Annotated in this window: 11 protein-coding genes; 1 reads left to right on the top strand and 10 read right to left on the bottom strand. The window is 43.4% G+C overall.

Annotated features, from left to right (window positions below):
- Positions 1–312: 312 nt before the first annotated feature.
- Entirely contained in the window at positions 313–840 is a 528-nt protein-coding gene (locus IM477_RS00435; protein WP_287730007.1) for a hypothetical protein, read from the top strand.
- 41 nt (positions 841–881) lie between these two features.
- Here the strand turns inward: IM477_RS00435 and IM477_RS00430 are convergent, their stop codons facing one another.
- The 10 genes from IM477_RS00430 to IM477_RS00385 form a co-directional block, all read right to left on the bottom strand.
- A complete protein-coding gene (locus IM477_RS00430; RefSeq protein WP_287730004.1) occupies positions 882–1,661 on the bottom strand; it encodes a pentapeptide repeat-containing protein in 780 nt (259 codons plus the stop codon).
- Between the two features lie 677 nt (positions 1,662–2,338).
- Entirely contained in the window at positions 2,339–5,437 is a 3,099-nt protein-coding gene (locus tag IM477_RS00425; protein WP_287730001.1) for an efflux RND transporter permease subunit, read from the bottom strand.
- A 42-nt stretch (positions 5,438–5,479) separates the two neighbouring features.
- The gene (locus IM477_RS00420) at positions 5,480–6,835 is read right to left on the bottom strand and encodes an efflux RND transporter periplasmic adaptor subunit (RefSeq protein WP_287730000.1); all 1,356 of its coding nucleotides are present in this window, start codon (positions 6,833–6,835) and stop codon (positions 5,480–5,482) included.
- Positions 6,836–6,895: 60 nt separating this feature from the next.
- The gene (locus IM477_RS00415; RefSeq protein ID WP_287729999.1) at positions 6,896–8,197 is read right to left on the bottom strand and encodes an MFS transporter; all 1,302 of its coding nucleotides are present in this window, start codon (positions 8,195–8,197) and stop codon (positions 6,896–6,898) included.
- 48 nt (positions 8,198–8,245) lie between these two features.
- Entirely contained in the window at positions 8,246–9,877 is a 1,632-nt protein-coding gene (locus IM477_RS00410) for an FAD-binding oxidoreductase (RefSeq protein WP_287729997.1), read from the bottom strand.
- Positions 9,878–9,957: 80 nt separating this feature from the next.
- Entirely contained in the window at positions 9,958–10,563 is a 606-nt protein-coding gene (locus IM477_RS00405) for an isoprenylcysteine carboxyl methyltransferase family protein (protein ID WP_002731647.1), read from the bottom strand.
- Between the two features lie 12 nt (positions 10,564–10,575).
- Entirely contained in the window at positions 10,576–11,751 is a 1,176-nt protein-coding gene (locus IM477_RS00400; protein WP_287729996.1) for a type III polyketide synthase, read from the bottom strand.
- 47 nt (positions 11,752–11,798) lie between these two features.
- Positions 11,799–13,118 carry a flavin-containing monooxygenase gene (locus IM477_RS00395; RefSeq protein WP_287729994.1) on the bottom strand — a complete coding sequence of 440 codons (1,320 nt, stop codon included), beginning with the start codon at positions 13,116–13,118 and terminating at the stop codon, positions 11,799–11,801.
- 28 nt (positions 13,119–13,146) lie between these two features.
- The gene (locus IM477_RS00390; protein WP_287729991.1) at positions 13,147–17,109 is read right to left on the bottom strand and encodes a beta-ketoacyl synthase N-terminal-like domain-containing protein; all 3,963 of its coding nucleotides are present in this window, start codon (positions 17,107–17,109) and stop codon (positions 13,147–13,149) included.
- 40 nt (positions 17,110–17,149) lie between these two features.
- Complete coding sequence (locus tag IM477_RS00385; protein ID WP_287729990.1) at positions 17,150–22,591, bottom strand: type I polyketide synthase; 5,442 nt, start codon at positions 22,589–22,591, stop codon at positions 17,150–17,152.
- Between the last annotated feature and the right edge of the window lie 188 nt (positions 22,592–22,779).

The following is a 22,779-nucleotide window of genomic DNA, read 5'->3' as shown; positions in this document are numbered from 1 at the left end:
ATTTTCAGGTGGTCAATTACCCAATGTTCAGGGAAAAAGTACCTGAATTTTCCCCCCTGATCACTCCAATGGCTGGCACTTTTTGATTTCAAAAAAGCCTAAAGATATTATCCAACAAAGTTTTTAGATTTATTCAGCCAGCCCTAATTATTCCCCTATTGCCTATTGCTAGGAGCCAAGGACGATTTTGCTACCGGAAAATTTTCAATTGTGGCCAGAGATCGATCGTGGTAATTTAAGAAAGCGATCGGGGAACTCTAACAGGGAAGATCCCGACCCTAGCGAGGGAGTGCCTGTTTAACTGTCTGTCCTATGTACAAGTCTATTACTGTTTTAACGCTGCTGACGGGAATTATTGCCGTTGATGTGGTTTTTGCTCAATCCACTGTTAATCTTCCCATCACAGTTAAACGGGGAGAATCCTACGAAGGATTATTGACTAGAGCATCGCAATTAGCAGAGAAAACTATCATCAGTCGTTTTAATCAACAACAGGGTCTTAATAAAATTGATTTATTGATAACGGCCGAAAAATCAGGGGCGATCGCACCTCTCCTCTCGGTGAAGGTATCCCGTCAAGATTGGTTTGGCCATCCCAATATTCAACGCTGGGCTAATGTTTTTCCCTTTGGCAAAGCTCTCCTCGGTTTTAGCTCTCCCGCACCCGTCGTCACCCCGAAAAGTCCCCCCGCTGCCGTTAATCCCACGCCATCTCCAGCACCATCTCCCAGTGCTACCACTCCTCCTCCTCCTGCTGCTTTACCCTTCGAGGACGAGCCGAATAATGCTCCCCCAATCCCCATTCCTAACCAAAGATTAACCACTCCAGCTAATCGTTAATCGATAGGAAAAGGAGGGGCTTTCGGCAGATATATTGACTTTTAAGTGGCAAAACGGGGCTGAAACCAGTCTAGGGGAAAAATATCATCTTCTTGGGCGGTTTCTGTCCAACCGGTGACGCTCTCAAAACAAGTCCCCGTCAAGTTAGCACCCCTCAAGTCCGCTCCCTGTAGATTTACCTCTTGTAAACGCGCTCCCGCTAGATTAGCACCCGCTAAATTGGCCCCGCGTAAATCACTACCCGTCAGACGTGCCTCGCTAAAATTAGCCCTTTCTAAATTAGCCCCCTGAAAGTCCACCTCTTTAAGAAAAGAGCCGCTAAAATTGGCTTCCCTTGCGGAAATCTGACGACATTTAGCGCCACTTAACCGCGCCTCTTGCAAATTAGCCCAATTGAGATTGACTTTATCTAGGGTTGCCTCCAAGAGATTAACTAAGTATAAATTCGCCCCGCATAAATTCGCCCCGCATAAATTCGCCCCCCGGAGATTAGCACGGGAAAGATCCGCCCCACTTAATCGCGAGTTACGCAGGTTTGCCTGTACCATAAAGGCCCCGGTGAGATTGGCTTTGGTTAAGTCCGCTTCTACTAATTGCGCTTGACTTAATTTGGCATAGGTTAAATTCGCCCAATTCAAACTCGCTCCCCGCAGATTTGATTTAGTCAGAAAAGAGCGACTCAAATTAGTTCCGCACAAATTGGCCGCTGCAAAATTGACAGCGATCAGAGTCACTTGTTGTAGGTCTAGACTCATCAAGTCAATGGCTAAAAAATCCCGCTCTCCTTGTTCGTAGAGTCTTAGTAACTGATTAACTTTCATCTCCCTTCTTCTACTTTAAGATGGTGGTTAAGAAGTAATCAACACAAGCACCCAAAAACTTCGTCTGATAACTAACTCCGCTTTTAGATGAGAAATTTACGAGGCTCTCCTTTGAGTTTATGTAAAGTTTTTTATCGATTTTTTAAGGGAAGATAACCCGAACAGCAAGTTAATTTTCATCATAGTTAAGTAGCTTGGCTAAAACAGTTTGACTGGTTTTTCCAATTCTACCCCAGTCCATCGGGTAATTAGTATCTGAAACTACTCTTGTTAAAAAACTTATCTATTGTTTAAACTCGATTATATTTAGGGCTTGCGGCAAAAAGTTTGTTGGTGGGGTTAGGAGTCAGTAGCCGGTCGTCAGTAGCCGGTCGTCGGGAGTTTCAGGCTTTGTTGCCCTCTCTTGTTTGTACCAATTTATGTACTATAATAAGGATAATGCCAGGTTTTTGAAGGTCTTAATCCTATATTCTTGCACTAACATCGGATTTTAACAGGTCAAAAGTCTTATTTTAAAAGGGTTTTACCATTATTCAGCAAGCCCTATTTAACCCAGTCAATTCTCCCTATTTTCTCGGATCAGGGCGGTGGAGCCGAGAGGACTTTCAGGGTATTTTTACCCAAATCAATAGAGACGTTGTCTAGCAACGTCTCTACAAAAGTGGTATTTAATCAAGCTACTCAGAAACAGACAGAGGGGAAACCTTTTGGGCTTGAGCGAGATAGTACCATCCCGACGGGACAAATACCAGTGCGCTTAGGGTGGTTCCGATCACCCCAATGGAAATACAGAGAGCGAGGGGTTCCCAAAAAGCGCCGCCGTAGAGAAATAATGGCACAAATCCCGTCACGGTGGTTAAGGTAGTGGTGAGAATGTGACGGGTGGAAGCAATGACCACTTCCCGGATTGCCTTTCGTTGGCGTTGAAGATGGGGGGGTAAAGCTTGTAAAGCCGCTACCACGACAATAGAATCATTAACGGAAACCCCAACTAAGCCGATAGTGCCTAAAATCGACATGAATCCTAGGGGATATTCAAATAACCAGAGGGAAAATAAGGCTAGTCCAATTGAACTAATACCGACGACAGTAACTAGGGCAGCAAGACGGAAGGAGTTAAAAGAAAGAACAAGGGTTGATAGCATTAGAATCGCCAAGACTCCCACACTAGCAATTAGATTAGCCACAGCTGTATCTCTTTCTTCTTCCTCTCCGCCAAATTCGAGCCGATACCCTGACGGAAGGGAAAATTTGCCCGATTCTAAGTTTTGGCGAAATTCGTCTAAAACCGTTGCAGCGATCGCATCAGCTTGAACATAGGCCTTCACCGTATTAATTCGCTTGCCATTTCGTCGAGGAATCGTGGCTAATTCGGGGAGAAAATCAAATTCTGCCACGGAGGAAAGGGAAATATTCGCCCGTTCAGCAGTGGCGGAGTTACCGAGAATATTTAAAGAGGCAATTTGTGGCAGTTGCTCGCGATCGCGATTACCGACTCGGACTCGTACGGGTAATTCTTCCGTTGCTTCTAAAATCGAGCCACCCACAGAACCTTCTAAAAGGTTATCCAATTGGCTGGCGATCGCCGCATTATCCAAACCAATCAGTCGAGCTTTTTCTTCATTAATTTTTAAGGCTAATTTAGCTTGAATTTCACTTAAATCAGCAACAGAATAGGTTATTTCGGGTATTTTTGCCAGTTCTTCCCGTAAGGACTCGCCAATTTTCCTTAACATCTCCAATTCTGAGCCATAAACCCTAATTTCGATCGGGGCGCCCACCGGTGGACCCTGTTCTAGGGGGCTAACTAATACCCTAGCCATCGGTAGAGCTTGACTTAATTGTTTTTGTAAGGTTTCGATCAATTGGGGTTCATCAGAAACTTGCCGAAGTTGAATCAATGCTTGGGCAAAATTAGGAGAGTCTTTAATGCCATCGGAGAGATTATAGTAGAAGGGGGGAGCATTACGCCCTAAAAACCAGTGAACTTCCCCAATTTCTCGATGATCTAGCAGTATTTTTGCAGCTTGAGCCACTTTTACCTGAGTTACTTCTAGGGCTGTGGTGGGGGCCAGTTCGATTTCTAGGGTTAACTGATCTCGTTCTGCCGGCGGAAAGAATTCTTCCGGGAGAGTGCCAGCGACAACAAAGCCAGTAATTGGGACAATCAAGCCAATAACCAGACCTAATACCGGAAAATAGAGAATTAACTTCAAAATTTGGCGATACAACCCCGTTAGGAGCGGTAAATTAATTCCCGTATCCCACCAATGGGTTTTTGTCTGGTGCGATCGATGAGTCAGTTGATATAAACGTAAACTGAGGACAGGAATAATCGTTAGGGACAAAATTAGAGAACTAACCAAGGCTAAGATCACTGTTTGGGCGATAGTACGCACGAATTCGCCAGTGCCTCCTGGCAAAAGAGCGATCGGCATAAAAGACAAAATCGTGGTTAGGGTAGAAGCTAAGAGGGGAATCCCTAACTGTTTAACGGTTTCAGCAACAATATGTTCGTGAGCTATTCCGGTCCGTAGTCCTTTTTGCAGTTCATCGACAATCACAATAGCGTTATCGATCAAAAGTCCCAAAGCAATAACAATTCCTGTCACCGACATTTGATGTAGGGGGATTTGCCAGAGATTCATACCGGCAAAGACCATCAGGATCGATAAAGGCAAGGATAAACTTACCACCAAGGCGGACTGCCATCCCATCATCACAAAAGCTGTCCCCATGACACAGAGTAACCCTAGGATCATGTTGCTGAATAATCCATCGAGTCGGTTAGCCACATAACGATTTTGGGCAAAAATTATCTTGAGGCTCACACCTTGGGGGAGAGAGGGTCGAAACAGGTCTAACTTGGCCTGGGCCGCCGCTGTCCATTCGTCTATGCGTTGCCCCGATTCCATCATAGCGGCCACCACAATAGCGGGTTTACCGTTAATAATGGTTAGTTCTGGTGGTGGTTCTTGAATTCCCTTGGTAACTAGAGCGATATCTCCTAAACGGGTAAATTGTCCCTCATTACTGTAACGAATCGGAATTGCTCGAATCCGAGAGAGTGATTCTAAACTGGTATCGACTTCCAATAATAAATTATTGCGATTACTGCGAAGTTGTCCGGCGGCGACCTTGGCATCACTGGTTTGAATTTGTTGGGCAACTTCGACGGCGGTTAGGCCCAGGGAGGATAATTTCACCGGATCGATTTCGACTAAAATTTCCTCGGCCGGAACCCCGACTAACTCGACCCTTTCGGTTCCCCAAAGGGCTTCTAATTCATCGAACAGTTCTTGGCCAAGTCGGCGTAAAATAGCGTAATTAGGAGCGGTATCTAGATCCCAAAGGATGGCAGTCAATAAACTAAAGGCTTTACTATATCCTTCTTCGTATAAGGGTCTTTGGGCTTCTGGGGGTAGTTCCGGGATGACATCGGTAATCCGATCGCGAATGCGTGACCAGACGGGATCCACATCAGTCACTTCATCTTTAAGTTCAATATTGACCGTGGAACGCCCTAATTCTGAGGAGGACTCAATCAGGCTAATTTCTTTGATGCTAGAGAGAGATTGTTCAATTTTTTCGGTCACTAGGGATTCGACCCGATAAGGACTGGCACCGGGTAAATTGGTGGTAATGGTGGCACCTCGATTAATTGTTTCGGGATCTTCCATGCGCGGCAAAATTTGAAAGGAAGACAATCCCCAGACAATAATCAGAATTAAGGTCAGAATTAGTAATCTAGGTTTACGTTCAAATAAGTTATTCATTGGAGATTATTAGGGATAATAAAGCTGATTAATGACCACTGACTACCAAATTTCCACCATTTGCCCGGGTACGATGCGGTGAACCCCTTCGACGATCACTCGATCACCGGAGGTGAGAGTCCCGCGCACCAACAAGCGATCGCCTTGAATCGCTAGAACTTCTAAATCTTGGCGTTTGACGGTAAACTGTCGAGGATTATCGGGATTAGCTTCTCCTAGAACATAGGAAGACCATAATCCTCTCGTGCCTTGTACTAAAGCTTCTGTGGGCAACCAATAGCCCGATTGTGGAACTGATTGAGATAATTCTAGGCTGACCACTTGCCCCGGAATCAGGCCCTGAGTCTGATTTAAACTTAAAATAACCGTGGCGGTACGGGTAGTTGGATCAATTTGGGGCAAGGTTGAAGTGACTTGTCCTGTTACTATTTTGTTACCAATTTTTAAACGATGTTTACTGCCAATTGGTAAGTTTTCGGACTGGTCAATGGGAACCCCTATACGCGCTTCCAGTTTATTACTTTCCACTAAACGAACGATCGGATTACTTGCAGAAACAACAGTGCCAATATTGACGTGAAGGAGGGCAATAGTGCCATCGTAGGGGGCTTGAAGTTGGCTTTTCTCAATCTCTAATTTAATATTCTTCAGTTGGGCATCAAATTGGTCAATAACGGCTTTTTGCAGAGAAATCAATTCGGGACGAGTACCGGCCTTGAGTTCATCTAATTGACTTTGGGCTTCATCAATTCTCGCTTGTTGTGCATTAACATCTGTTTGCACTTCTTCGAGTTGTTCTCTGGTAATTGCCCCTTCTTGATACAATCCTAGCCGTCTTTGGTATTTAGATTGGGCTAAAGCTAATTGTTCCCTGAGATCGCGGACTTTTGCTTGGGCTGCGGCGATACTTTCTTTCCTGGAACCAGCTTGTAATTCTTGCAGTTTAGCCGTGGCTTGCGATCGCTGGGCGATGAGTTCTTGTTTTTGTGCTTCTAAATTGCGTGTATCCAGAGTAGCAATTAAAGTACCTCGGCGTACCTCTTGACCCTCTTGAACCAATAAACTAATTAATTGTCCCGAACGCTCAAATCCTAGTTCACTTGTCCGTTTAGCCACAATATTACCCGTATAACGGCGCGGTTCTTGGTGATGGGTGACAGGACTTAAAGTTAAGGTTCGCACCGGTAAGGCTGCCGTCTTGCTCTTATCGATTGCTAACGAAGCGGTTTCTTTTGAGGTGGTGGATTCAGAGGTGTCTTCTAAGAGGACATTACGCAGGGTAGGATAGGCAAAAACCGAGGTGGCCGCTAGGATACCAGTAATAATTAATCGCCAGGGCAATCGCAGTTTTTTGATGGCAGTTTCTTGCTGTTTAGTGACAGGATTGGGGGAATTCATAATCCAGTTCCAAATTAGTAGTGTTTAGTGAAAAGTAATAACAGATTAGCGAGGAAAGAACTATTTTTTTATGGCATAAGACCGGAGGAAAAAAGCCGCTGCTAGGGATAATATACCGGCGGACAAAAAGGCAATTTGTACCCCCCAGGGGTTATCAGGAGTTTTCCCGAAAGAAAGGATTAATCCTGTTAGAAAAGACCCCGCACCTTGGCTAAATTGAATTAGTAGCCCCCTAGTTCCAAAAAATATTGCTTCTCGTCCCATTCCCTGTTGCTCCGCATCTTGATCGATAATGTCCGATAACATGGCATTCGGCAGACTAAAAAAGCTGGCTAGGGCTAAATTAGCGATGATTGAAAGGATTAACCAAGGAATCAAAGAATCTTGCCACCAAAAGCGACCACAGGCCATGGCAATCATACCCAAGCCAACCCAGATTAAAGAACCTTGAAAAACCAGTTTTTTGCCATATTTTTGCGCTAAGGGTAAAACCAAGGTAAATCCAGCCAAGGCACTACCGACGATAATAGTATTAATCACGGCGGCAAAACTTACCTCTCGTTTGAGGAGAGCAATTACTAAAAAAGTCGGAATCACCGAGATAATGCTAATCACCATCCACGCCAAAATCATGGTGATCATATAGATACAAAAAGTCCGATTGGTAAAAGCCGCCGTTAAGGTGGTTTTAAAGTTAGGATATTTCCCCTTAGAAGGAGTATATTCTTCTTTTTCTAGCAAGGGCATAGCTAGGGTAATTACCCCAATAAGACTAATAGCAATACCCATCCCCTGAAAGCCATAGCTATCAGTTAACCAAGGGGCAATAATCCCACCAATGGTGGCACCAACTAAACCAAAAATTCCGATTTGAGTTGATAATTTAACCCTTCCTTCTGGGCTTTTAGCGAGAGTGGGCAACCAGGCTAAATAGGGAACATGGTAGGATGCCATACCCACATAAAACACCCAAAGCATGGTGACTAAATAAATGAAGTAAGTGGTTTGATTTAAGTTATTAGGGGGATTAAACAACAGGATAAAACCACCAATTAAAGGGAGTAAACTGGCCAGTATGAATGGTCTTCTTTTGCCCCAAGGACTCCAAAAGCGATCGGAAAAATAACCGACTACTGGCTGCACAAAAGCCCCAGCAATACGGCTAATCATTATCGCTATCCCCACTAAAGCAGAGGGCAATAAAATGGATAAGTTATAGTCATTGGGAATGCCGGGGTCGTAGCGATAGATTAGCATGGTTAGAAGGGCATTATTAACGATAAAGTTACCAAACCAACCGGTGATATAAGGAAGATAATCTATTCGGAGATGTTGCCATTTGCTAGAAGTGCTAGAAGTCATTAGAATTGGGGGAGAGATGGGTAGTTAGCAATAGATTGTTAGGCTTATTTAAAGAAATTCGTAGCGACCGGGTGAGAGAATGTGATTGGGATCCAAGCTGTCTTTAATTTTCTGGATTAAGCAACTATAATCGTCTTGGGCTACGGGTAAACTATTCATAGAGTGGGTACTAAGACGGTAGGGATAATAGCCTTTATTGATCAATTCTGCCAACATTTCATCGTGACAATTTAAGGCTTTTTGGTCTTCTCCTTCTAGCAATCGATCATAAAAAATGGCAGCATTGATGTTGATATTGCGCTCGGTAATACAGTTAATGCCGATATTAGGTTCATAACCATATTTTTTAGCGATGCTGCTGATAATATTGAGAGCATTTCTGAGATGATTTCCCAGAAAAGGAACAGCGGGAACACACCAAATCATGCCACAGGCATCCAGGTCTAAATTCAACCTATCGGTGGGGGGCGTTTTTTTGCGCCAATAGGCCATCTTCAGCACTTTTTCGGTAATCATTCCTCGTTGGGGATTTTTGTGATAAATTAAATCCACCTTGTCCTTAATTTCCACACCAGTAAATACTTTAAAAATGGGACTCATTTTGCTGGCCATTTTGAACTTATTTTCATCAAAAAACATAAGTTTATTGACAATTCCTTTCAAGGCTTTTTCAATTAGGTTTCTTTCGACTTTTCCCTGTTCTGGTGAAGCCGAATATAAAGCTCCTTCTCCTATCCAAACACCGCCGCCCCATTGATGACTTAATTGTTCTAATAAATCGGGGGGTAAAGGAGTTTTTTCTTGGCATTCCTGCCAGGGATATTGTTGTTGAATGGACAACATTCGGTAGTTATTATTAATGTGGAAGGTCGTTTTAATTACCCCTGCCATTTTCAGTTGACGTAGTTTATCGATCAATAACTCTAATTTATTTTCTTGATCGATGCTATAGAAAAAAGCCTGAAAATATTCAGGATAGGGCGTTAACCAAAAAGTCATTTTGGTGACGATTCCTAGGTTAGATTGGGTAAAAATTCCATCAAAATAGGGACCGACTCCCCAACGATTGACCGCCCCTATTTGGGAATTTTCAAAGCGATTAAATCCCGTATGAACACATTCACCGGTGGGCAAAACTACTTCCATTCCACAGACATGATTAAAGCGATCGCCCAAAGGTCCTTTGGCTTCACCTCGTTCGAGAATATTGCCAATAATACTAGAATCAGGAGTCGAACCGGTGACACTCATTAATAATTTATTGCCATTTTTCTGCAAAAAATCGTAGAGTTGTCGCTGAGTAACACCCGCTTCAATAGTTACATAAGCTAGGGTTTCATTGTAATCCAAAATCTGATTTAATCGACTCAAATCCATTAAAACCGAACCGGTGCGGCTAGGAACTCGCGAACCATAACCCCAATTTTTACCTGTACTAATAGGATAGACAGGGGTTTGATAGCGATTAGCAATTTTTAGAGATTCTTGGACTTCTTGACGATTACCTGGGCGAATAATTGCCGGGATTTTAGCATGGGTTTCGTAGGTAGCGGTCTCGGCTTCTAGGCGTTTTTTGTTATCGGTGCTGACATATTCGGAGCCTAATAAAGTTTCCCATTCTTGTAGAGCGTCAGTTAAATTGTCGCTAATAATATTTTCGGAAACAATTAGAGAGTCCATAGTATTTTTTTTCTCCTTGAAATTCAGGTATGAGGGGTAATTAAAGGGCCCTAGGGAACCGGCCCTGCTATCCGTGGCAATTAACTTTTAAGCGGTTGCTGTTTGCGAGAGAAAATTGCGCTAAAACTAGGAATAAAACGGGGAGTATTGGCGAAAACTGCTTGATAATTGGTGTCTTGACTTAAAGCTTCTTCTTCAGCCGGAATGCGTTGGATTAATAACCAAGCATTCAGGAGACTAAAGACTATAGATGTCAGATAAGCGGTATGAAACAGGGGAACCACCGCTAATTCCGTGATCATGGCCCACCAGTTAGGATGACGGATATATTGATAAATGCCATTGTCGATCACGGGTGTCTGAGGAACCGTGACCACCTGATGAATCCAGCGATCGCCTAAAGCTTCAATGGAGGCATAGCGGAGCTTTTGAGCTAAAAAGGTAGTAATTAGGGAAAATAAAGCCAATGCTGGAATAAAAGGTCGATCGAGCAGATAAACTTCCCCGATCATGCAAAGCATCCAGCTAGATTGGAAAATCTTGACGAATCCCACATAATTAGAACTATGCAGTTTGCCACCTTCCGCTAAGACTTTGGCCATATTCTGTTTACTCAGACGAGTAACGCGCACTCGTTGGACAATAATGTAACTAATCAGGGCAATGAAAACTATTTGGCTTAACATCCTTAAATATCCTTAGAATTGAACTAAAATGGCTTCTTGAGCAAATCCAGGCCCCATGGAAATTATTAATCCGTAGGAACCCGTGGGAGGATGGGGACGGGAAAGGGTTTCATCGAGAATGCAGAGGATAGTAGCAGAGGCAATATTGCCAATTTCCGCCAAAATATCCCAACTAACCTGTAGAATATCCGGTTCTAACTGGAATTCTTCAACTATTGCATCGAGAATCTTTGGACCTCCCGGATGCACCATCCAACAGACAATTTCCTCGAGGGAAACTCCTATTTTTTCCAGTAAAGATGTCACCGCTTTTCTCACCCCACCCTTGACGTAATCAGAGACTTCTGGGCGAAGAATTTGGCGAAAACCGTAGTCTGTTAAAGGTAATGCCATTAAATGCTCTGTGTGGGGCATTAACAGCGATTGAGTGCCGATAATCTTCAGTTTTGCTTTACCTTGCTTGACTAAGGGATGTTCATCTCCCGCTAAGAGCACAGTACCGACTCCATCGCCAAATAAAGCCGCTACCACAAGGGTCATAATGATATTGCTATATTGAGAGGGATCTTCGGGTAATTGTCCCAATAATTCCGTTAAATCGCTATGAATTGACCCTTGCCAAAGGCCAGAGGAGGGATCGGTGGTAAACAAGATCGCTGCTTCGGTGGGATGTCCTTGCAGATAATCGTTTACTCTGGCTAATCCTTGGGCGCCCCCCAAACAGCCGACACCCGATAACGCTTGCCGCTTGATATCGAGGGAAAAATCTAGACGATTGAGGAGTAAACTTTCTAGGGAAGGAACGGAAGGAAGAACAGTAACGGAGGTAACTAGGGAGATTTCTTTAGGAGAAAGAGCGGCTTTTTTCAGCAAATTAGTTACTGTCGATGTTACTAAATCCATAGTTAGATCGACCATTTGACGAAAGGGTTGGGCGATTCCGGGAGGATTATCCGCATCGAATTCATCTAGGGGAATGGTGAAGTATCGCCCTTGAATTTTGACATTACTGAAAAAACGATGAATTTGTTCTAAATCAAAAAAGGTTTGTTCCTGGAAGTCGAGATGATTTTCTCGGCAATAATCTTGAAGAAGATTAGCACAATGATTTCTGATATTGACTTCTAGAACCTCTTGGGGATAGTAATGTTCTGGAAAACCAGTAGCTGTCTCAATAATGTAGGGCATTGGAGTTAAGATAGAGGGATTTCAGGGGGTGAATTATGGTGGTAGATTTAAGCCAGTAATCGGCGAGCTAATCCTTGGGCTTCGCGTATATAACCCAATTTGTCAATCACTAAGGAGTGAGTACCGCTATGGTGTTTATTGTCGGCGCTTAAATTGGCACTAATTTGACGTTTTAGCTTTTCAAATTTATAGACAAACCGGGATTTTTTATCCTGAGCTTGTAGATAAGCGGCCACTAAATTACTTTGTTCTTCAAATACGCGCCAGTGGGTGCCAGTGGGATGAACCATTCCGATGACAAACAGGTTATTTTCCTCTGGGTGAAAAACATTCATATAGAGGTTGGGCTGGGTGGTTCCTTCTTGCCAATTTAAATCTGATTTGTCAATAAAAGAAAATTCAATTTTGTAACCAGTGGCGTAGATAATGAGATCAATTTCTTCTGTACTGCCATCGGCAAAAATAACTTTCTTTCCGTCTAATTGTTGAATATTAGGCTTATGGGTGACATCTCCATGCACATAATAACGATAGATTTGTTGGTCACTGTTGGGAATAATTAGACCGTTACTTTTACAATCTGTAGGAATATTGAGCTTTTTGAGATTAACTCCTTGTAAGAATAGAGCTATTGGTGATAATAAAGCCATCATTTTCATGTGTTCTTGGGCTGGAATTAGATTCATGATTGGCGTGTTAATCATCACCCATTCTGGGGGCAAACCGAATAAAAATTTCGGCATACAGAGAAAGCCACGACGGGTACTATGGAAAGTTTTACTACCATTGATAGCCGCTTCGACGACTAAATCCATGGCTGATTGTCCCGCTCCAACTACTAGGACTTTTTTAGCATTTAATTGAGCAGGATTATCATAATCTTTTGCATGGATAATTTCACCGTCAAAATGACCAGTAAATTGAGGAATATTCGGTTTATTGTGATAACCACTAGCGATTAAAACTCCTCGGTATCGTCTGGTTTCTTGGTTGCTAAGGCTGACATCCCAAAAGTTACCCACCTTTTTTACTTTCTCTACGCTGAGATTAAATTCTATGAAATCATAGAGATTGAAATGAGCGGCATAATTGCGAAGATATTCATAGACTAACCGATGATTGGGATAATCTGGGTAATCTTTTGGCATGGGAAAATCGGAAAAAGGTTGTGTGGTTTTATGGCCAATTAGATGCGTATTTTTATACATTGGACTATCGGGACGGTCATAAATCCAAATACCACCAACATCCTGAGCAGATTCGATAACATTAAAGGGAATTTTGGCTTTGCTTAAGGCTCTAGCCGCCGCTAATCCTGCGGCACCAGCCCCAATAATACAGTATTGCTCTTTGTAATCTAAAGTCATGATTTTTCTCCCTTGAATAATTGGTTAATTAGGCAGTCATTTGTTCAGGAAACTCTCGTAAACTTTGGCAAATTATTTTCATAATTTTCTCCGTATGTTGATTGATAAAGAAATGTCCTCCTGGTAAGGTATGCAGGACAAAATCTTGATTGGTTTGCAGTTGCCATTGTTGTAATTGAGGTGCAGAAACCTTGGCATCGTTGTCGCCTCCAAAAACGGTAATAGGACAATTTAAGGGTTGACCTTGTTGATAAGAATAGGTCTCTAGGAGTTTGAAATCTGCTCGTAAAATTGGTAAAAAAGCCGCCATTAAATCGGGATTTTTGAGGAGAGTTTCCGGAGTTCCTTGAAAATGACCTAAAGCTGCTAAAAATTGCTCATCTCCCAGACGATGAATGGGTAAATCGGGATTGACAATTTGAGGCGCTCGAAATCCAGACATAAATAAATGTTGGGGTAGATTTTGCCGAGTTTTAGCTAATTCTCTGGTTAATTCAAAACTGATTAAAGAACCCATGCTATGACCAAAAAAAGCATAAGGTTGGTCTAAATAGGGAGTCAGAATCGGAATGAGACGATTAATCAGGGATTTTAGCGATGTAATCGCAGTTTCCTGAAGACGCGTTTCGCGTCCGGGTAGTTGAATCGCCCACAATTCCACTTCCTTGGGGCAGTAATTCAGCCAATTTTGGAATAGGGAGGCACCCCCACCGGCGTAGGGAAAACAAAATAGACGAATGTGGGCGTTAGGATTAGCTTGTTTGCGAATTAGCCAAAGTTTCGGATCATTAGAGATATTTTCGGCTTTAGTCGTCTTGATTGGTTTTTTCTGTTTTGAGGGGAGAGGAGTTTTGTTGCTAGTTGCAGGTTGGGAGTTTTGGATGATTAAGTTGAATATTTGCGGTAAAAACTGCTCAATACTCAATCCCGCTAGGTATTCTACGGGAACAATAATTTTTAAATCCTCCTCTAGTTGACGTCGTAATTGACTGGACATGAGAGAATCTAAGCCTAAACTAGAGAGCGGTTGCTTGCTATGTAGCTTAACCATGGATAAACCGGTAATCTGTTCTAAAACACCGATAATGTAGGTTTCTAGTTGTTTAAGCTGTTTCTCTGCGGGTGTGGCCAAAAGAGAGTCAAGGGTAATTAGATGACCAGAAGATGATGCAGTGGTGGTTTTGACAACTTCTGGCGGTTGAGGAGGTGTTTCTAGGAGATATTTCGACAATTTAGGCAATAATTGCGCTTCTTCTGCGGTCAAGTCGCCTGTTTTTAGCCAATAACTACTTCTTTCAAAGGTGTAGGTCGGTAAGATACAGGGTTTACTGTCTTGATTGGCCGTTATCTCTTGCCAATTCAGGGCGAATCCCCGCAGATAAAGCTGACTGACACTCTCGAGGATCTGTTGTCGGTCAGAGGTTTGACGACGCAAACTGGGCAACCAAAGACAAGAATAATTTTTATCCAGTAGGCTGCCCATGGCCGATAAAACGGGATGGGAGCCGCATTCGACAAATAGCTCATAACCGTTGTCCAGTAAGGTTTTTATCCCATCGGCAAAGCGAACAGAAGACCGGAGATGACGACACCAATAATCGGGAGTAGTGACCTCAAAATTGACTAACTTGCCATTAAGGTTAGAAATTAAGGCTCGTTGCGGGGGATGATAGGTGATGGTTTCAGCAATTTGTCGGAACTCGTCTAAAATCTCCTCCATCAGAGGGGAATGAAAGGCTTGAGAGACATTTAACCGGGTAATTTTCAGATTTTTGACCTGAAGCTGTTTTACCAGGGTTTCTATGGTCTCTGCAGCACCGGACAGGACAATATTATCCTGACCATTAATAGCGGCAATAGCTACCTGAGATTGATAGGGGGCAATTAAGGGACTAATTTCAGCTTCACTAGCCGAGATAACGACCATTGAACCACTTTTTCCCACAGAATCCATCAATTTAGCCCGAGAGAAGACTAATTTTAAGGCATCTTCTAAACTAAAGACTCCAGCAACACAGGCGGCCACATATTCCCCTAAACTATGACCCATAACCCCATGGGGGCTAATTCCCCAGGATTCCCAGAGTTTAAAAAGGGCGTATTCGAGAGCAAATAGGGCAGGTTGGCTGTAAAAAGTTTGATTGAGATGATTTTCTTGGTCAATAATCTCCGTTAGGCAATAGTCCCCATATTGACGGAGAATCTCAGCACAGCGATCGAGTGTTTGACGAAATAGAGGATAACATTGGTATAGTTCCCTTCCCATACCGGGGTATTGAGAACCCTGTCCCGGAAAGAGAAAGGCAATTTTTGCCCGATTTTTGCCACTAAATTCACTTTTTTGGCGAAAAGAACTCGGTTCACCTTGAACAAAAGCGGTTAATTTTTCTTGAAGTTGGCAGTGACTAGAGACAATACAGGTGAAACGATGGGGTAATTGGGAGCGACTGCGATTGCTAGTAGCACAAATTGAGCTTAAAGCAACATTTTTCGCATTTTCTAGGTAATTTGCGTATTTTTGAGCTAGTTTGATTAAAGCCGATTCGGTCTTGGCTGAGAGGGTGAACAGATAGGGCGATGAATCAGGTGCCGCAGTCGTTTGAGGTTCGTAAGGGTATTCTTCGAGAATAATATGGGCATTAGTGCCATTTAAGCCAAAAGAACTAACTCCAGCTAAACGAGAAGAATTTTCACTAACCCATTCACGGTTTTTAGTCGGAACTTTCAGCGGTTGATTTTCCCAGTCTAGATGGGGTGTCGGTTGCTGGAAGTGGAGATGGGGGGCAATTTGTCGATGTTGCAAGCATAAAATCACTTTCATCAGTCCGGCAATACCAGCGGCCGCTTCTAGATGGCCGATATTGGTTTTGACGGAACCAACCCAAACCGGGTGGGGATTTTTAGCAAAAACTGTCGATAATGCACCTAATTCAATGGGATCGCCCAAAGAAGTGCCAGTTCCATGGGCTTCAATATAGCTAATGTCCTCTGGCTTTACCTGAGCATTTTTTAAAGCTTGACGAATCAATTGTTCTTGACTAAGTTGATTGGGAACTGTTAAACCGCTACTCATACCGCCATGGTTAACGGCCGAACCTTTAATTAGTCCTAAAATCAAGTTATTATCCCGAATAGCCGCAGATAAAGACTTTAAAACTATAATACCGCCGCCTTCTCCCCGCACATAGCCATTTGCTGTTCTATCAAAGGTTTTACAACGACCGTCAGGAGACAACATCTGGGCGCGGGATTCCATGATAGTAACGAAGGGAGTTAACATTAGGTTGACTCCCCCGGCTAGGGCAACTTCACACTCGTTATTGCGTAAACTTTGGCAGGCTAAATGAACAGCGACTAAAGAGGAGGCACAAGCAGTATCAACCGTTAAAGTTGGGCCATGAAATCCAAAAAGATAGGATAAACGTCCCGAAGCTACACTTTTAGCATTTCCCGTTCCCGTATAGGCATCAATCAGATCGGGATGATGGCTAAAATGGGAGTAATCTTGAGTCATCATGCCTATAAATACCCCCGTTTGACTTCCTCGCCGATTTAAGGGTGATATTCCCGCATTTTCCAGAGCTTCCCAGGCTAGTTCCAGCAGTAATCGCTGTTGCGGATCCATTTGTGCCACTTCCCGGGGAGAAAGACCAAAAAAATCAGCGTCAAATTGATCTATCGGTTGATTTAAGAAGCCACCGTGACGGGTATAGACTTTTCCCCTTGCATCGGGTTTAGGATCGTAATAATTGTCAATATTCCAGCGTTGCGGCGGAATTTCGCTGATGGCATCGGTTCCTGATTGCAATAATTCCCAAAAAGTTTCCGGTGAATTAGCTCCCTGGGGAAAGCGACAGGACATACCAATAATTGCAATTGGTTCATTCTTAGCTTTTTCTAGGGTATGTAGCTTAGTTTTTAAGACCTTAATTTGATTTAAGGCATCTTTTATTAAGCTCATTTGATCGGTTTTGGCAGGTATTTGTGTCATGGTAAACAGGTTATTTAGATAGGGTTTGAGGTATGCTTTTCTAGCTTAAGGAATTTAACTCCTGTAGCAGTAAATCGGACAATTCTTCTAGGGATAAATCTTCTTCGTTGAGGGGATCAATATTGGTATCTTGATTTGCTCCTATTGCTAAGGGTTTTAAACTAAAGTCAAGGTCAATAACTTCAGCTACCAGATAATCGACCAAACTGGTCACTGTTGGGTATTTAAAAGTGATAGTTGCCGCCAGAGATTTACCTAAATCCTTGGCTAAACGATTGCGTAATTCCACCGTCATTAAAGAATCCATTCCCAACTCAAAAAAACCTTGGTCAACTTGGGTAAATTCTCTAGCCGGAATAGCGAGAATTTCCGCTACAATCCCTTGAACATGAGCAGTCAAAGCCGCAAAACGCTCCTCAATTGGTACTGTAATTAAGACATCAATAAAATTATTGTCTGGGGTTAATTTTGGGGCTGAAAAACTCTGGAAATCTCGTAATAAAGGCGGAATTTTTTGATTCTCGAAACTGTTAAAAAAGCTATTCCAATTGAGAGAAGCGACAGTTACCTGTGTCCGAGAAGTCGTCAGTAGTGTTTCGAGGAGATGCAAACATTTTTGGGGATCAAGAGGGGTAAAACCCTGTTTAATTAGCCTTTTTTTCGCTTTTTCGCCTAAATTTTCGGCCATACCACCCTCTGCCCAAGGACCCCAATTAACGGTCAGGGCCGGCAGTCCTTGCGCTTGACGATAATGGGCTAGACTATCTAAAAAGGCATTAGCACTAGCATAATTACTCTGTCCAGAAGACCCTAACACCGAGGCCATCGAGGAAAAACTAATAAACCAGTCTAAATCAACTTCTTGACTGAGGAGATGCAAATTCCAAGCGCCGAGTATTTTGGGGGAAAAGACGCGCTCAAATTTCTCCCAAGTCTGTTTGGATAAGCTGGCATCCTCTAACACCCCGGCCGTGTGAATAATTCCTTTTAAGGGGGGTAACTGTTGCTCGATTATCTCAAAAGCCCGACGCATTTGGCCAAAGTCGCTAACATCGGCGGCAAAAACTTCTACATTGGTTCCCTCTTGTCGCCATTGGTCTATAATTGGTTGGGTTTCTGGAGTTATTCCCCGGCGACTCAGTAAGACGAGGGATTTTGCTCCTTTTTTCCTTAACCAATTAGCCACTTGCTGCCCTAAGGCCCCTAGACCACCAGTAATAAGATAGGTGGCATTTTCGGCAATTTCTCGGTTTTTTAGCGACGATTTCGGGATAAACCGCCCTAAACGAGCCACATAGCTCCGGCCTTGCCGCCAAACGATTTGATTTTCCTCCTCCGCACTTTGTAAAGATTGGAACACCTCTAGGGCTAAGGTGTGGCTATCCTGAAATTTATCTCCATCTAGACACAGACAGCGCAATTCTGGGTATTCTAGGGCAATAGTCCGTCCTAATCCCCAGAGGGAACTTTGGGCAAGGGCAATCACTGTGGGCTGAGAAGGAATGTATTGAGCCGATTGGGTGACAATATAGAGGCGAGGAGAGTAATTAACCTCTATTTTGCCTAGTTCTTGCACTATTTCCAGCAAAGTTCCACAAATTCGCTCTTGAGTGGCGGCTAGGTTTTGATTATTTTCTAAAGCTTGGTCGTCATCGATTCCCCAGAGATAAATTAGACCTTGATAGGGTTTTTTGAGGAGATATTGCCAAGTCTGGCGATTGTTTTCGGTGATAAGTTGGCATCTATGCCCTTGTTGCACCAATTTTTCGGCTAATTGTTGCCCCACTCCCTTTTTGTCAGCAAAAATTAACCAATCTCCTGTTTCTGTCCAATCCATTCCCGTCAAGTCCGTGGCTTGCCAAGTAATTTCGTATAAACTATCATTGAGGTCGTTGGTCTGGGAAAAGAGGGTTTCTGGCCGGGCCTGTTGAAAGGTTAATCCGTCAATTTGGCTAATTAATTGACCCGATTCGCTGAAAATAGTCAAATCAGCGATTAAGATGCCGTTTTGCAAATTGCTATGGCTGAAGCGACCATGACAGTATATAGAGGTGTCCTTAACTCCCGAAAAGGTCAATCGGTCAATATTAGTGGGAAGATAGGTGCTATTCCCTGCGGGAAATAGTGCCGACATAGCGTGAAAGCAACCATCAAGTAAGACAGGATGTAGCTGGTAATCCACCGCTTGCGAGAGTAGATGGGAAGAAAGTTGAATTTTTGCGACAATTTCGGACTGATTGCGGTAAAGTTGCTGGATAACTCGAAAACTTTCCCCGTAGTTCACTCCTTTACTTAAACAGTCCTGATAATGCTGTGCAATTTCGATTTTTTGGTGACAACGGTCCCGGATATCTGTCCAATTGCCGCTGGGTAAGTCCTGGTTTTCATTGGTTAAATTACCGGATAGATGCAGTAGGGAAACTTCCCCTTCCCCAAGACTGAGAATCTGAAATTGTCCCCCCGCTAGTAAGCTTAACTGTACCTTTTTACGCTGGTTTTCTGAGAAAATTAAGGGTCGATTCAGACTCAATTGGCCAATAGTAAACTGCTGATTGGGATATTGTTGACCGGCTGCCACTATAATCATCTCTAGATAGGCTGCGGCCGGGAAAACTACCTGGCCAAAAACTTGATGTTCTTGCAGATAGCTGGGATAGCAGGGAGAAAGAGAGGATTGATAGTGAACATCCTTTGACCCCAATAGATGCAGCGGTTGCTGTAGGAGAGGGTGGAAAGCTGCTGCTGTCGGGGTTTTTAGCTGAGAATCAATGTAATCTAACCAATAGCGTTTTCTTTGGAAGGGATAGGTAGGTAAGGGGATTTTTTCGCGTAAATAATCCAGGTCGAATCCATTCCAGTCAATTTTGACCCCTTTTACATAAAGGGTCGCTAAACTTTGGAGTAGGGTTTCCCAATTCGACTGTTTTGGGGATAAACTAGCTAACCAGAGACCTCGGTCGGGGAGATTTTGCTGACCTAGGTTAATTAATGTGGTTTTTGCGCCAATTTCTAGGAATATTTCCGTATTTAACTCTCCTAATCTTTCTATACCCCGGGCAAACTCTACGGGAGACAGTAGATGATTAACCCAATATTGGGAAGTTGCTATCTCTGCATCGATAACATCCCCAGTCAAGTTAGAAATAAGGGGAAGACGTGGGGAATTATAGGTGATAGTTTCGGCAATCTTGGCAAATTCCCCCACCATACCCGTCATTAAGGGAGAATGGAAAGCATGGGAAACCCCTAAAGTCTGACTTTCAATGCCTCTCTGGTTAAAGTTAGCGATTAAATGGTTAATAGCCTCAGTTTCGCCAGAAATGACCGTATTTTCTCGACTATTGACCGCAGCAATGGTACAGATGCCCCTAATCTTCCTCAGATGATTGGTCACGCTGTCGGAATCGGTAAAAATTGCCGCCATTATGCCGTTTTTCGGTAATGTCTGCATTAAGCGTCCCCGATGGGCAATTAACTTCAAACCGTCTTCTAAGCTAAAGACTCCCGCTAAACAAGCGGCCACATATTCCCCTAAACTATGACCGATGAGAGCATCGGGTTTCACTCCCCAAGATAACCAGAGTTGAGCGAGGGCATATTCCAGAGAAAATAGGGTAATTTGACTGTAAAAAGTCTGATTAATCAACTGACTGGTTTTTTCGTCCCCATATAACACTTGCAGTAAGGATTTCACCCCATAGCTCCGTAAAATTTCGTCACATTTCTCTAAAGTTTGGCGAAAAGTCGGTTGCGTTTCGTAGAGTTCCCTAGCCATTCCGGGATATTGTGAACCCTGTCCCGTACACATAAAAGCCAGTTTAGGGGCTTTTTTCGAGGTTAAAAGACTTTTTTGACCTGAAAAGCGATTTTCACCCCTAATAAAGTCTTTTAAAGCTTGCTCAAGCTGTTTTTGAGCCACAAAGGGAATAGCTAAACGATGCTCAAAATGCGATCGCCCAGTATTAGCGGTATAGGCCACATTTGCCATGACCGTCTGGGAATTTTGACCGAAAAAATCGTAGTAGCGTTGAGCTAATTCTCTTAAGGCCGGCTCACTTTTCGCCGAAAGGGTAATTAAATGACAAGGACGTTCTAAATGAGGTTTTTCGTCACCAAGCCGCTCAAAATTGCTTTCCTCAACGATTAAATGGACGTTAGTGCCACTCATCCCAAAAGCGCTCACTCCAGCCCGTCGGACTCCTTCTCTGACCAACCAAGGGGTAAGAGTGGTGGGGATTTTGACCGGCAGTTTTTCCCAGGGAATATAGGGATTAGGGTTCTTAAAATGAAGATTAGGGGCGATTTGCTGATTTTGTAGCTGTAAAACTGTCTTAATTAACGCCGCAATCCCCGCAGCTCCTTCCAGATGCCCCATATTAGTTTTCACGGTTCCCAAAATCAGGGGATTATCTTGGCTATGACCCCGGCCATAAATTTTCCCTAAGGATAAAACCTCGATGGGATCTCCTAAAGATGTACCTGTACCGTGAACTTCGACGTATTGCAGATCTTTAGGTTGAATTTTCGCTCTTTCGAGGGCTTGTCTGAGTAAAGCTTCCTGTGCCTGACCATTGGGGGCGGTTAAGCCATTACTTTTTCCATCGTGATTGACAGCCGAACCGCGAATTTGGGCGAAAATAAGATTGCCATCTCGGAGAGCATCACTGAGACGTTTTAAAACCACGACACCGCAACCTTCGCCCCGACCATAACCATCGGCCGAAGCATCAAAGGTTTTACTGCGACCTTGGGGAGAAACGGCTTTTAATTTACAATTACTAATCGCAGTGGCCGGGGTTAACATCAGATTCACCCCCCCCGCTAAAGCGAGATTGCATTCTTGGCCGCGCAGACTTTGACAGGCCAAATGTACTGCCAAGAGGGAGGAGGAGCAGGCCGTATCAATTTGCAGAGTCGGACCGTGAAACCCAAATAGATAAGAGATTCTGCCGACGGCAATAGCGCGACTGGTTCCTAAACTGTTGTAAGCATCAATGTGATTGACTACGCCTTGATGAAAACATAATTGGGCATAATCATCGCGAAAAATGCCCATAAATACGCCAGTTTGACTATTAATCAAACTTTCTGGCGCAATAGCCGCATTTTCTAGGGATTCCCAACAGACTTCTAACAGTAACCGTTGTTGCGGATCCATGGCGGCGGCTTCCCGAGGTGAGATGCCGAAGAAAGCTGGGTCAAATTCGTCAACTTTGTCTAAAAATGCCCCTTCCCGACTATACATTTTCCCCGGAACATCGGCATCGTGGTGATAATAATCGGCAATATTCCAACGTTCTAGAGGAATTTCCGTTACTGCATCGATGCCATTAACCAATAACTGCCAATAACTCTCGGAATCATTGACTCCTGCGGGAAAACGACAGCCAATACCCACAATAGCGATGGGTTCGGTTTGCGCTTTGACCATTGCATCGAGGTGTTTGTATTGTTCTAAAAAAGCTTGTTTTTGTTGATTCATATTCCTAACAACTCTTGTCTTGTTATGTCACGTCACTTTCATCTCAGGTTATGCTTGGGAAAAAGTCACGGATAAGCAGGAAAAACCTTGATACTGTCGGGATGGGAAAATTTAGTGGCATAGTCACAATTGTCCCCGTGACTCTGAGGTGGGGGATAGGTCAAGGGAAATTAGCTATCCTATCCCCA

Source organism: Microcystis sp. M090S1, from assembly GCF_020246295.1.
Lineage (GTDB): Bacteria > Cyanobacteriota > Cyanobacteriia > Cyanobacteriales > Microcystaceae > Microcystis > Microcystis aeruginosa.
The sequence above is the reverse complement of the archived record's forward strand: the minus strand, read 5'-3'. Positions and strand labels throughout refer to the sequence as shown.